Origin of the sequence: Bradyrhizobium sp., assembly GCF_035701725.1 — a bacterium.
In the GTDB taxonomy this organism is placed as follows: domain Bacteria; phylum Pseudomonadota; class Alphaproteobacteria; order Rhizobiales; family Xanthobacteraceae; genus Bradyrhizobium.
In genome coordinates this window covers 1-11,867 of sequence record NZ_DASSRP010000244.1, presented here as the reverse complement: position 1 = coordinate 11,867, position 11,867 = coordinate 1, and the positions used below count along the sequence as shown (strand labels likewise).

Annotated in this window: 12 protein-coding genes and 1 tRNA gene; 6 read left to right on the top strand and 7 right to left on the bottom strand. The window is 62.5% G+C overall.

The window, feature by feature from the left end; translation table 11 throughout:
* Positions 1–237: DUF6949 family protein (locus tag VFL62_RS14350; RefSeq protein ID WP_325173044.1), on the bottom strand; the 237-nt coding region annotated here is incomplete at its 3' end.
* A gap of 226 nt (positions 238–463) precedes the next feature.
* On the opposite strand from VFL62_RS14350, the gene VFL62_RS14345 reads away from it, so the two are divergent.
* Positions 464–1,180, top strand: coding sequence for a hypothetical protein (locus tag VFL62_RS14345; protein ID WP_325173043.1), 717 nt, complete (start codon positions 464–466; stop codon positions 1,178–1,180).
* A gap of 6 nt (positions 1,181–1,186) precedes the next feature.
* Here VFL62_RS14345 and VFL62_RS14340 read toward each other — a convergent pair whose 3' ends face one another.
* On the bottom strand, positions 1,187–1,405 hold the full coding sequence (locus VFL62_RS14340) for a DUF3126 family protein (RefSeq protein ID WP_072826479.1): 219 nt from the start codon (positions 1,403–1,405) through the stop codon (positions 1,187–1,189).
* Positions 1,406–1,569: 164 nt separating this feature from the next.
* On the bottom strand, positions 1,570–2,400 hold the full coding sequence (cysE, locus tag VFL62_RS14335; RefSeq protein WP_325173042.1) for a serine O-acetyltransferase: 831 nt from the start codon (positions 2,398–2,400) through the stop codon (positions 1,570–1,572).
* 224 nt (positions 2,401–2,624) lie between these two features.
* Here cysE and VFL62_RS14330 point away from each other — a divergent pair, with 224 nt between their 5' ends.
* Positions 2,625–3,998: a hypothetical protein gene (locus VFL62_RS14330; protein ID WP_325173041.1), complete on the top strand. Its 1,374-nt coding sequence runs from the start codon at positions 2,625–2,627 to the stop codon at positions 3,996–3,998.
* Here the strand turns inward: VFL62_RS14330 and VFL62_RS14325 are convergent.
* Positions 3,984–4,736 carry an alpha/beta hydrolase gene (locus VFL62_RS14325; protein WP_325173040.1) on the bottom strand — a complete coding sequence of 251 codons (753 nt, stop codon included), beginning with the start codon at positions 4,734–4,736 and terminating at the stop codon, positions 3,984–3,986. The two genes, VFL62_RS14330 and VFL62_RS14325, sit on opposite strands and share 15 nt — an antisense overlap.
* 224 nt (positions 4,737–4,960) lie before the next feature.
* On the bottom strand, positions 4,961–6,070 hold the full coding sequence (locus tag VFL62_RS14320) for a hypothetical protein (protein ID WP_325173039.1): 1,110 nt from the start codon (positions 6,068–6,070) through the stop codon (positions 4,961–4,963).
* Positions 6,071–6,337: 267 nt separating this feature from the next.
* Here VFL62_RS14320 and VFL62_RS14315 point away from each other — a divergent pair, with 267 nt between their 5' ends.
* Both VFL62_RS14315 and VFL62_RS14310 read left to right on the top strand, forming a co-directional pair.
* Positions 6,338–6,583 (top strand): zinc-finger domain-containing protein, encoded by a 246-nt coding sequence (locus tag VFL62_RS14315; RefSeq protein ID WP_325173038.1) that lies wholly within the window; start codon positions 6,338–6,340, stop codon positions 6,581–6,583.
* 79 nt (positions 6,584–6,662) lie between these two features.
* Complete coding sequence (locus VFL62_RS14310) at positions 6,663–7,859, top strand: FAD-dependent monooxygenase (RefSeq protein ID WP_325173037.1); 1,197 nt, start codon at positions 6,663–6,665, stop codon at positions 7,857–7,859.
* Positions 7,860–7,946: 87 nt separating this feature from the next.
* Here the strand turns inward: VFL62_RS14310 and VFL62_RS14305 are convergent, their stop codons facing one another.
* Positions 7,947–8,357: a twin-arginine translocation pathway signal gene (locus VFL62_RS14305; RefSeq protein WP_325173036.1), complete on the bottom strand. Its 411-nt coding sequence runs from the start codon at positions 8,355–8,357 to the stop codon at positions 7,947–7,949.
* 194 nt (positions 8,358–8,551) lie between these two features.
* Here VFL62_RS14305 and VFL62_RS14300 point away from each other — a divergent pair.
* Both VFL62_RS14300 and VFL62_RS14295 read left to right on the top strand, forming a co-directional pair.
* A tRNA-Leu gene (locus VFL62_RS14300) sits at positions 8,552–8,638 on the top strand.
* Between the two features lie 698 nt (positions 8,639–9,336).
* Complete coding sequence (locus VFL62_RS14295) at positions 9,337–10,671, top strand: (Fe-S)-binding protein (protein ID WP_325173035.1); 1,335 nt, start codon at positions 9,337–9,339, stop codon at positions 10,669–10,671.
* A 119-nt stretch (positions 10,672–10,790) separates the two neighbouring features.
* Here VFL62_RS14295 and VFL62_RS14290 read toward each other — a convergent pair.
* Positions 10,791–11,867 (bottom strand): cytochrome-c peroxidase (locus tag VFL62_RS14290; protein WP_325173034.1); only part of this gene is annotated, 1,077 nt, incomplete at its 5' end.

The window sequence follows — 11,867 nt, the reverse complement described above, 5'->3', positions numbered from 1 at the left end:
GAACTCAAAACGGCGCCGCTCTACCTGCACGCCACGAAGTGTGTTGCGCATGATGATGAACGGTGCGGCGAACACCAGGAACGGAACGGCGGCAAACGTGCTCGGTGCGACGCCTTCCTGCAACAGGCCGAAGCCCGCAGGCCGATGCACGACAGCCTGAAAGCCTGACGTCAGCGCGCCGGCGAGCGCGAAGCCGATGCAAAGCGAAAACAGCGAATTCAACGCATCCGGCGACATATTCGGCACAACTCACCCAACGAATAAAATGACGGCCTCTGCTTCGCAAAATTGGCCCGGCGCCGCCACAACATCCTTAAGGAAAGGTTAACAGGCGGCCGCTTGGAACAGCGGCTGGAACATGGCACGCCCCGCCAGCCGTTGCCGCAAAAGCATACGGAAGCGCGGCGCCGCATGGCATATTTGAGTTGATTCGCCCCCGCTTAACGGTTCCGCATCGTCGTTCATGAACTTCATCGCCTCGACCCAGAATATCACGCGCTTTGCGAGCAAGGATTGGCACATCCATTGGCTTCCGATCCTTCTGATCGGCGCCATCGCGGTGGCCTCGCTCGGCTTCGTCACCTATTTGCTGTGGCCGACCTGGGATGTGGATGCGGCCAAGGAACCGACGCGGCTGCCGGTGAGCGTCGGCTCGACACTGTTCAATGTGCCGTCGGCATCCATCCGAATGAAGATCCAGCACCGCACCGGACCGCAGGAGCGCATCGACCTGTCGTTCATCTACCCGTCGCTCGAAGCGCCGGAGGCGCAGAAGCACGTCAGCGCGGCGGAGGTGGAGGACGCAGCCATGCAGCCGATCGACCGGATCTTCCTGTCGATCGCCTCGCACCACGATGCCTTGGCGCCGGAGATGCGGGCCCGCACCATATTTCCGCGATATCTCGATTCTGCGGCCACGACCGGCGAAGACGGCCTGATGATGCGCGCCTTCCGCGAAGGCTCGCCTTACAGCGGCGAGGACTTGTTCTCCGCAAGCGCTCCAGAATTCACCGCCCGCTGCTCCCGCGAGGCGGCTACGCCGGGCATGTGCTTGAGCGAACGCCGCGTCGAAGGCGCCGACCTGACCTTTCGCTTCCCGCGCCGCTGGCTCGCGCATTGGCGCGAGGTCGCGCAGGCCATGGATCGCCTGACCCGAGAGCTACACGGTCAAAACAAGTGATAAGGATTAGCCCTGCTCGACCAGATCGTCTTCCAGAATGGCCATCTGGAACTGGAACGAGCGATCGTCATCCTCGTCGTCGACAAAGAGAACGCCGATGAATTCCTCGCCGATATAAACCTCGGCCGAGTCATCCTTCTTGGGGCGCGGAACCACGCGGATTTTGGGGTTGCCGAATACGCGCTTGAGGTAGGCGTCGAGTTTCCTGACTTCCTGAACGTCCACGGCAGTCTCCGAATGCAAAAGTTTTCCAAGGAATTTTAGGCCGATACGGCTGTCACCGCCAGCGCCACGCGAAGGTCATTTGTAGATGCCTTATAGCCGCGCATCGCGCCAACTGCAAAACGGCAAGACGTGGCTGCGCCAAATCCACTACTTTCACGCGACGATCAAAGCCCGATCGCGTTGAGCATCTGATCCATCGTACGGGACGGCTCGGCGCATCCCGCCTCGCCCACAATTTTGGCAGGCACGCCTGCCACCGTCACATTGTGCGGTACCGGCTTCACCACCACCGAGCCGGCGGCGATCCGGGCGCAGTGGCCGACTTCGATATTGCCGAGAATCTTCGCACCCGCCCCGATCAGGACGCCATGGCGGATCTTGGGATGGCGGTCCTCGTTCTCCTTGCCGGTGCCGCCGAGCGTGACGCCATGCAGAATCGAAACATCGTCCTCGATGACGGCGGTTTCACCGCAGACAAAGCCGGTGGCGTGATCGAGGAAGATGCCGCGCCCGATCACCGCAGCCGGATTGATGTCGGTCTGAAAAACCGATGAGGAACGGCTTTGCAGATAATAGGCGAAGTCCTTGCGCCCGCGCTTGAACAGCCAGTGCGCCAGACGGTGGGTCTGTATCGCATGGAAGCCCTTGAAATAAAGCAAGGGATCGATGAAGCGCGAGGTGGCGGGATCGCGGTCGTAAACCGCAACGAGATCGGCGCGGAAAGCATTGCCGATATCGGGATCATCGCGCAGCGCTTCGTCGTAGGCCTGGCGGATCAGGTCTCCCGAAAGCGCGGAATGGTCGAGACGTTCGGCAATCCGGTGCACCACCGACTGCTCCAGACGGTCGTGATGCAGCACGGTCGCATAGATGAAGGAGGCGAGTTCCGGCTCGCGGCGGACGATGTCCTCAGCCTCGCTCCGCACGCGATCCCAGATCGGATCGAGCGCCGCAAGCTTGCTGCCGCCTTGCGGATTGATCTGATGCTTTGCCATAGGCACGCCCCGCAAATTATTCAAATGTCACAATATTCGACCGGCACTCTAGCACATCGGACCCGCTTCTGTCCCGCCACGCTCACACCAAGGTGAACGTGATTGCCAGGCGATGGCTGAGCGCCAGAATCGCTTTGTTTGACCTAGTTGGTTGGCCGTTGTCATAAATCAAGCCGACTATCGGCGCATTTCCCACCTTCCAATCCTCTAGGCATGGTCGGTCAATGGCGGACTCCACAAATACCCTGCCTGGGCGCGCCTCGAACCCGTTTGTCGTTTGGGCGATTGCGGCAGCTATTCCCCTGATGCTGCTCGCGCCGGCAATCTGGAACAGATATCCCCTGCTGCAGTCGGACACCGGCGGCTACCTGGCACGCTGGTATGAAGGCTACCTCGTCCCCAGCCGTTCCACTGTCTTCGGCCTCTATCTGCACTACGGCGAACACAGTGCTTTCTGGCTGAACCTCGCCATCCAGGCCCTGGCAACGATGTGGATTTTGCAGCTCACGCTGCGGGTTTTCGGCCTTGCAAGGCCGTGGCGACTGTTCAGCCTGTGCCTGGTGCTGACGCTGACGACGGCATTACCGTGGCTCGCCAGCATGCTGCTGACGGATATCTTTGCCGGGCTCTCTGTGCTGGCGCTGTTTCTTCTGGTGCTGTTCGACGAGAGGATCTCGACCGGCGAACGGGTCGCGCTATTCGTCTTCATTGCCTTTGCCGCCGCAACCCACAGCGCGACGATGGCCATCCTGCTCGGACTGTGCCTCGTCGGATGGATCGCCCGTCCTTTCCTGCGCGGGCGCATCAACGCCGCGCCGCTGGTGCAGGGCATGCTGAGCATCGCGGCCGGCGCAATCATGCTGCTTGCCGCCAACTTCGCTTTGTCCGGGCACCTCGCCTGGACGCCCGGCGGTTTTTCCATCGCCTTTGCGCGCATGCTTGAGGACGGAATCGTCACCCGCTACCTGAACGACCATTGTCCCACGCAGCAGTTCAAGCTCTGCCCCTACCGCAACGAACTGCCGGAAACCGCGGATGATTTTCTCTGGAGCCGCGAGAGCGTGTTCAACCAGCTCGGCCGCTTCAAAGGCATGAGCGACGAGATGGGCTATATCGCCGCTCATGCGCTGATCGAATATCCGCTATGGCAGGCCAAAGATGCCCTGATCAACAGCAGCGAGCAGATGCTCAAGGTCGCCAGCGGCGAAAACACCGACCACCCGTCGCTGATGCATACCTACGGCATCTTCCGCGAGTTCGTGCAGCATCAATTAAACCTGGTCGATGCGGCGCGTCAGCAAAAGGGCCACCTCACCTTCGGTCCCCTCAATCTGATCCACGTTCCAGTCGCGCTGTTCTCGACGGCGCTGGTTTTCGCTCTCCTGATCGGCGCGATCATTCGGCGGCGCATGGACGACCTGACGCTGTTGCTGGCGACCGTATGCCTTGCGATGCTCGGCAATGCCGTGATCTGCGGCGTGATCTCGGGGCCGCACGATCGCTACGGCTCGCGCCTGGTCTGGATCACGACACTCGCGCTCATGATCGCGGCGATGAAGCGCCGCGAAGGCGCGATCGACCGCTCACGGGCGGCGTGACAGAAAATCAAGCACGCCTTCTTTGTAGACCTTGTCGCCGACCGCTCGCATGTGATCGCGACGCGGGATGTCGAGCACTTCCGCGCCCGGAATGATCTCGCCAAGCGCATGTGCTGAACCGGCAATCTCATCGACGGTACCGACCGCGATCAGCACCGGCACGGCGATCTCTGCCGCTTCTTCGCGCCTCATCAGCCGGCGCGAGCCGCGCAGGCAGGCCGCAAGGGCCTTGCGGTCGGACCGGGTCTGGTCGGCAAACGCGCGGAACGTGCGCCCGACGGGGTCGGTGACCTCGTCGAGCGAATCCGCCTCCAGCGCGGTGGCGACGTTTTCGCCGGGGCCGCCGCCTTCAATCAGGCCTATGCCGATGCCGCCGAGGATCGCCGAACGGAACCGGTGCGGTTCGCTTCGCGCCAGCACCGCCGTCATGCGCGATCCCAGCGAATAACCCATGACGTCGGCGCGATCGAGCTTGAGATGGTCCATCAGCGCGGCGATATCGCTCGCCATGATCGCCAGTTCATACTCGGCGGAATCGTAGAGCTTGGTGGAATCGCCGTGGCCGCGATTGTCGAAAGCAATCACCCGGCGGCCGCTCTTCTTCAGGTCCGAGACCCAGGTTGGATACACCCAGTTCACGCTCTTGCTGGAGGCAAAGCCGTGCACAAGGATGATCGGATCGCCCTCGCCTTCGTCGAGATAAGCAATTTCAACTGCGCCGTGGTGAAAACTCGGCATCGATGATTCCATGCTTGAGAGATGAGGAGAATTAGCCGTTTGCGGCGGCGCTGACCACCGCTAGTGGAGTGGATTTGGCATTCGCTGGATGCTTAGGCGCGGCTCGTAATGCGAATGTCAAATCCCAAACTCCACTAGAGCTTCACATTTGCCAGTGGTTCTTTGATTCTAACATTCGCAACAGTGTCAACCTGCGCCGGGATGCGAATGTTAGAATCGGCCCCCTAGACTGCGGCCGCAGCGAGCTGCTTCCGCAACCGTCGCCGCTTGCCGTGATCGATCCAGGACTGCGTGAGGCGTTCGGTCGTGGACTTGACCGAGATTAGGAAGGAGATCAGCGCAAACAATGCACCGAATACCCAAAGCGACAGATCGAACGCACCGGCAGCCAACAACAGCGCGCCGCGGCCGAGCAGCTTGAGGATCGCACGGGTTTTGCCGCCGCTGGCTTCGGCAAGCCGCGCCGCCCGGGCCACGTCTTCAGGGCCCTCGGCGATCTTCAGCGTATCGAGCGCGCCGCGCGCACCGGCTTTTTCGCCGACGCGGCCGACATCCTTGGCAAGGCGGACCAGCGCACCTGCCTTTTCAGCGCGGAAGGCTGCGCCGATCGCGCTGACGGTCTGGGTGGGACGCGTGACACTCGCCGACGAGACCGCCTCTTGCAGCACCGAAGTGTCGACCACCTCGCGCGCCGAGCGCCCGGCCCACTCGGTCAGGCCTTCCCCGAGCCGTCCGACCTTGCGGGCGTCCTTGACCAGCGTCAGCCCGGCCCGCACCGGCGCAACGCCGCCCACCGAGACATAGGTTGCCGCGGTCACGGCAAGGCCGGCGGTGGCAAGGCCGAGCACCAGACGATCGGTCTCCTCCCCCATCACCAGATGCTTGCTCTCGCGCACGACGTCGCGGATATCGCCAAAGACAAAGAGATCGCCGGCCACGGTACCGGAAAGGCTGCCAGCATCATCGGCATTACCGGTCACAAAACCGGCAGCGAACCGATGGGCAAAATGCGAAGTGGTGCTTTGTTCGGCCACGGCCTGATCGACGCGTTGCACGAGATCGTCCGGCAACGGAACGTTCTTGGCTCTGGCGAGATCGACGAAGCTCGCGGCAAGGCCCGCGTCATGGGCAGCGAGCGCGGATTCGACCTGGCCGGCGATTATATTTCCACTATTTCGCAGGGCAGAACTGACCTGCAGATCGGCTAGTTCGGCCGGATCGTTCTGCGCCGCCAGAACCGAGGCAGCTTCATGCGCACGCGGCCACAGAGCGGCAAGCGCTGCACCGCTCACTGCCATCGCCGCCAACGTCAGACCGATCCGCCATCGCGTCATTCGAAAGAGTCCAGTTGCCCTCGCATGAAGAAAATAATGCGCCGCTTTTACGACACAACCGCCCCGACGAAAGAAGGGCTTCTCGGGACAACAAGATTGTGTCGAATTTGTAAGAAGAAGCGAGCGGCAGGGTCACCAAGTCCACTCCAGCAGTCCTGCGGAAAGTGGACTAGGAATCGGCAGGTTCCGTCTCTATGGTGAGGCCGCTTTTTACGTGGCGGAGCGTCATGCCGGTGCCGCTTGCCGTTCTACCCGAGGGTGAATTCGATGTCCGACCATGTCGTCCCGCACTTCCATAACGATGCCGGCGTTGCAGTCATTGAGATCGGTTCGCAGGAGTTCATGTGCGTCGGCGCTAATCCGCCTTTCGATCATCCCCATGTTTTTCTCGATCTCGGCAACGACAACGAGATCATCTGCCCCTATTGCTCGACACTCTATCGATTTGCCGCCGATCTCAAGGCCGGCGAGGCGCGCCCGCCGGAATGCGTGCTGATCGACAAGGTCGCCTGACCGGCTGGCCTCCGCCTCCAAATTCGCCAAAGTTGGAGGCTGGCATGGAAGTAGGGACTTCGGAAAGCAGGCACCCCTAATGGCGGCTTCGCGAACGATCATCGTTGCGGGTGCCGGTATCGGAGGGTTGACCGCGTCGCTCGCGCTGGCCCGACGAGGGTTTCGCGTCATCCTTCTGGAGAAGGCGGAACGGCTGGAGGAAGCCGGTGCCGGCCTGCAACTGTCGCCCAATGCCAGCCGCGTGCTGACGGAACTCGGCCTGCAGCCGCGGCTTTCCGCGGCGGCGGTGACGCCCGAGGCCATCTGTCTGATGAGCGCCACGAGCGGCGGCGAGATCTGCCGCCTGCCGCTCGATCAGACCGCGCAGCCTGGCGCACCCTATTGGGTAATCCATCGCGCCGATTTGCAGGCCGCCTTGCGCGACGAGGTGCAAAGCTGTTCCGACATCGACCTGCGTCTTGGTTGCCAGTTCGAGGACGTCAGCTCCCATGCCAAGGGGCTGACTGTGATCCAGCGCAGCGGGACAACGCGCTGCGAGGAACTCGCGCTTGCCTTGATCGGCGCCGACGGCATCTGGTCAGCGGTCCGCCACCATCTGCTGCCCGACCTGCAACCGCGCTTTTCCGGCCTGATCGCCTGGCGTGGCACGCTCGACACCACGCAACTGCCGCGCGAATACACCGCACGCCGGGTTCAACTCTGGATGGGCCGCGGTGCCCATCTCGTGACCTATCCGATTTCCGGCGGACGCCGAATCAACGTGGTTGCCGTCGTGCCCGGACAGTGGAACAGGCCCGGCTGGAGCGAGCCGGGCGACAGCAACGAGATCAAGACCGCCTTTGTCGCCGCCGGCTGGCATGCCATTCCGCGGATGCTGATCGGGGCTGTCGATGGCTGGCGCAGATGGGCGCTGTTCGCCGTGCCAGGCGGCGCGCAATGGAGCGAAGGCGCGGTCACTCTGCTGGGAGATGCGGCGCATGCAATGCTGCCATTTGCCGCGCAAGGCGCGGCCATGGCGATCGAGGACGCTGCGGTGCTCGCCAAGTGCCTTGCCGGCCGCCAGGACGAAAGCGCGGCGGCACTGACGGCGGCCTTGCAGCGCTACGAGAAACTACGCCGGCCGCGCGTGATGCGGTTACAGCGCACCGCGCGGCAGCTCGGGCGGATCTATCATCTGTCGGGTCCCCTCGCCTTGGCCCGTGATCTCGTCATCAAGACGATGGGTGGAAAGCGGATGCTGTCGCGGCAGGACTGGATCTACAGCTGGCAGGCTTGAGCATCGCTAGAGAAGTGGATTCGACCTTCGCGTGGCTGCCCGGCCACAGATTCGGAACGCGACTGCGGGAGTGCCGGTCGACCGCCGTTACCGGATCGCGGTCCGGCCAGACTTGTCGGCGACGGGAGAAGCCGGCGGCGTCGGGCTCGCCGCCTTGGCCGGCGTTTCGTGGCATTTGTTGGCGACCCAGGCCGTTTCGGCATTTCTCGCCTGGCCGCGCACAGCGACATATTCGTTGCTGTAGGCCACCTCGGCGACGACCGGACCGGCAAAGCCGTCCTGGGCCTTGGCCATCAGACCCTGCAGCTCGGCCATCCTCGTCGACAGCGCCTTGCGCTCGGTCTCGAGCTGCTTGCAATCGTAAAGCTGGTATTTAGCGGGGTCGGCAAACGCCGTGGTCATGCCGTCGCTCATGCTGGCACAGCCGGCGACAAGCGGAGCGCAGGCAAAGAGGACCGCCCCCGCAAAAGCGCGAGCCGCCAGACGAATGCGGGCCATCGAAACGATCATATAACCCTGTTAGTCCCTCAACCCTTGAGGTTGCGTAAAACAGGGACTAGGCGGCACTCGTGTTCGGAATGAGGCTTTGCCTTACCATTCCGGGTCGCTTAAAGGTTTCAGGCGCACTTTGGCCGGCCCGGCCGCGCTTCCCGGCCCCGAAGCAGCGCTAAGTACTTGATCCCACGATCAAAGCGGACGTGGCGGAATTGGTAGACGCAAGGGACTTAAAATCCCTCGATGGCAACGTCGTGCGGGTTCGAGTCCCGCCGCCCGCACCACACCTTCAGGCAAGCCACTAAGGACAGCGGCTTCCATCTGTTGCGGCGTTGAGGATTTTCAGATCGGTGCCAAATCGCGCCGTTGTCGAGTCGGGGGAGAATGCGGTGACTACAGCCTCCTTTCGCGCCTCAAGCAGCAATGTGAAGATATTGGCGCAGACACCAAGCGCGAATGCCGGCGAAAGACGGTGGCGGAGGCCGCCAACTCCGCGAAGCCAACAAGTTTTGAAACCTGCGACCTGACAATCACGCGGCCTCTATTCATTTGCGTCATTCCTCGTTTCTCCAGCGCAAATAGCGTCCCGTCGCAAGGCTGACGGGAAACGAAAGCGCCAGCCAGATTGCCAGAACAACGACCCATCTCATGCAAAACACCCAGCTGTTGGAATCAAGCGCCGCTCCCTCATGATGCGAACATCGCGCGGCTTCGCTCAGTTTTCTTTTCGGCGTTTGATGTCACGAGGCGCTGCGTCACGCGATCGGAGGACCGCATGCTCACGATTCGGTCATGTCTTGTTTAGGCGCGGCTGACTCGTTCTCGCCACATTGATGGACGGCGGCGGCGTCGAGCAAAGCGGCCGCCTCGATGCTGCGAACACCGGCGAATCCAGGTTGCGCGGGCGCCAGCCTGAGCTAGGCTTGGCATCAGCCGGGATCCAGACAATGAAGCGCCGGGTGAACCGGCAGGAAGCGGGCCCATGTCCAGCGATGTTTCCTTCGAAGCCGCGGTCGAGATGCGCGTCAACGAGATGGTCGATGCCTGTACCCGTTGCGGCAAATGCGTCGAGGCCTGCCCGAGCGTGACGCCTGCCGGCCTGGCCGATGCAGCGCCGCAGGATGTCATCGGCGGTATACTCGACATCCTGCGCGACGGCGACGGCCCCGAGGCATCGCGGAAATGGGCGCAGGCCTGCACGCTGAGCGGCGAATGCATCCGGGCCTGCGACGAAGCCGTCAACCCGCGTTTTCTGCTCGCGATGGCGCGCGTTGCGATGGCCAAAGCGAAAAACGATCTTTCGTCACGGCGAAAACAGGCGCTGGAGAAATACCGCGAACTTGGCCGGGATGTCGCGGTGCTCACGCAGATTCAGCTAAACGACGAGGTGCTGGTACGGCTCGGTCAGAAATCCGCCTCGGTGAGCACGACCACCGAGCCGCCGGACTTCGTGTTCTACACCGGCTGCAACGTGCTCAAGACACCGCATATCGCGCTGCTCGCGCTCGACATCATGGATCGGCTCGGGATTCGCTATCAGGTGATGGGCGGACCGAGCCATTGTTGCGGTATCGTTCACATGCGGCCGGGCGATGTCGAAATGTCCGGGCGCATGGGAACGAACAGCGTCGACAAGCTGTCGCAATCGAAATCGGGGCAGGTGATTTCGTGGTGCCCAAGCTGCTACGTGCAATTCACCGAGACCACCCTTCCCGCACTCGAACGTCAGCGCGGCGCGCGCCCCTTCGAGATGACGCCCTTCATGCGCTTTCTCGTCGGCAAGCTCGACCGGTTGACGCCGCACCTCACCCGTCGGGTACCGATGCGCGCCGCGCTTCACCGTCATCCCGGCGTCGCCGGGGTAATGGAAGCGGCCGAGACAATCCTGCGCACCGTTCCCGGCATCACGCTGGTCGACCTCAATCAGCCGGCGCTCGGCTTGCAAGGCGTCAATCTCAGCGTACTGCCGCAGTTCAAGCGCGAACTGACCTTGAACGAATTTCAAGCGGCGCGCGAGGCCGGCATCGATGCGCTCATCACAGTCTATCATTCCGAACACCGCGAGCTCTGCGCGCATGAACGCGACCAGCCGTTCCGCATCGTCAACCTGCTCGAGCTGGTCGGGATGAGCATGGGCTTGGGGCGCCATGATCGCTACAAGGAACTGAAGCTGATGCAGGACGCCGATCAGATCGTCGCCGACTGCGCCGACCTGATTGCAAAGCATGCGCTTGATGCCGCAAAGGCACGCGAGGTCGTCATCAAAGGCATGCTTGCCGATCAGCCCGTCCCGTTGCGGAGCGGCGGCGGCCCATAGCGTTTTCGAGCGAAGCAGGCACCCCTTCGCGTGAAGAAAACGCGTCAAAACAAAAGGCCGGAGCCCGATTGATGCGGCCATGGCCAGATAGGCACAGATCTTCTCGCCGCCCCCTCGCCTTACGGCGCCGGCTTGTAGCCGTCGTTCAGGGTTTGCAGAAACGCGATGATGTCGGCTTCGTCCTGCGCCGTCATCGCCGGCGTTTCGCCGAGCTTGCGGTTGAACGGCGGATCTGCGACGTCGACATTGGCGTGATATTGCGCCGGCAGGTCGTTGTACTTCTGCGCCTTACCGTCGGCACCGATCGGATAGACCTTCTCCGGATTGGTGTCGCGGAAATTGTAGAAATCCATCACCTCCTGCAGCGTATGGAATACGCCGTTGTGGAAGAACACCTTGCGGACCGCGGTGTTGCGCAAGGTCGGCGTCTTGAACATGCCGCAGAACTGGGTCTGATCGGCGATGTCCTTGCGCACGGGCCCGCAAATACCGAGATCGAAGAAGCCCGCATCCTTTGTATCGGAGAGCGCAAGATTGCGCGGGGCGCCGAGCGCCTCATACTGCGTGTCGGTGAAGGTCGGCGGATAGCCGTCGCGGCTCGGCTGCGAGGTATGGCAGCCGGCGCAATTGGCCTTTTCCGGATCGTTGAACAGCTTGAGGCCGCGCAGCTCGGCCTCGCTCAGCCGCGCCTTGCCCTCCAGCCAGTAGTCGTACTTGCTGTCATAGGGGTGGAAGCTCGGCTCCTCGAACTGATAACGGCCGACCGCAAAGGTGGCTTCGGCGACCAGAAGTTTGGTGTCCTTGAAGATCCGTTCGCCGAACAATGTCGCGAACTTCTTCGCATAAGGCGCGCTGCGCAGTTTTTCGCCGATGATCTCGATGCTGCCGCCATCCATTTCCCTCGGATCGAGCATCGGGCCATTGGCCTGGATCTGAAGCGTGTCGGCGCGGCCGTCCCAGAACAGGCCGCCCTGCGGCACGATGTTCGCAGCGGACGCGGCGGTTCCGGTCGCAATCTTCTTGGCCCGCGCCGTTTGCTGGCCGAGCGCGGCCATCTGCGCGAGGTCGACGACGGTGTCGTCGTCGTCCTTCTCCGGCCCGATGCTGAAATTTGGCTGGCGCTCGAGGTAGGTCAGCGACGGAACAGCGCGCGCGCCTTGCCGTTTCAGCGTGGCGCCGCCGAGCATGACCGGCCC

Bases quoted from the DNA above. Each gene is read 5' to 3' on its own strand.
- cysE (WP_325173042.1), bottom strand. From the start codon at position 2,400: ATGGCAAAGCATCAGATCAATCCGCAAGGCGGCAGCAAGCTTGCGGCG.
- VFL62_RS14305 (WP_325173036.1), bottom strand. From the start codon at position 8,357: ATGGCCCGCATTCGTCTGGCGGCTCGCGCTTTTGCGGGGGCGGTCCTC.
- VFL62_RS14320 (WP_325173039.1), bottom strand. From the start codon at position 6,070: ATGACGCGATGGCGGATCGGTCTGACGTTGGCGGCGATGGCAGTGAGC.
- VFL62_RS14345 (WP_325173043.1), top strand. From the start codon at position 464: ATGAACTTCATCGCCTCGACCCAGAATATCACGCGCTTTGCGAGCAAG.
- VFL62_RS14325 (WP_325173040.1), bottom strand. From the start codon at position 4,736: ATGCCGAGTTTTCACCACGGCGCAGTTGAAATTGCTTATCTCGACGAA.
- VFL62_RS14330 (WP_325173041.1), top strand. From the start codon at position 2,625: ATGGCGGACTCCACAAATACCCTGCCTGGGCGCGCCTCGAACCCGTTT.
- VFL62_RS14315 (WP_325173038.1), top strand. From the start codon at position 6,338: ATGTCCGACCATGTCGTCCCGCACTTCCATAACGATGCCGGCGTTGCA.
- VFL62_RS14295 (WP_325173035.1), top strand. From the start codon at position 9,337: ATGTCCAGCGATGTTTCCTTCGAAGCCGCGGTCGAGATGCGCGTCAAC.
- VFL62_RS14310 (WP_325173037.1), top strand. From the start codon at position 6,663: ATGGCGGCTTCGCGAACGATCATCGTTGCGGGTGCCGGTATCGGAGGG.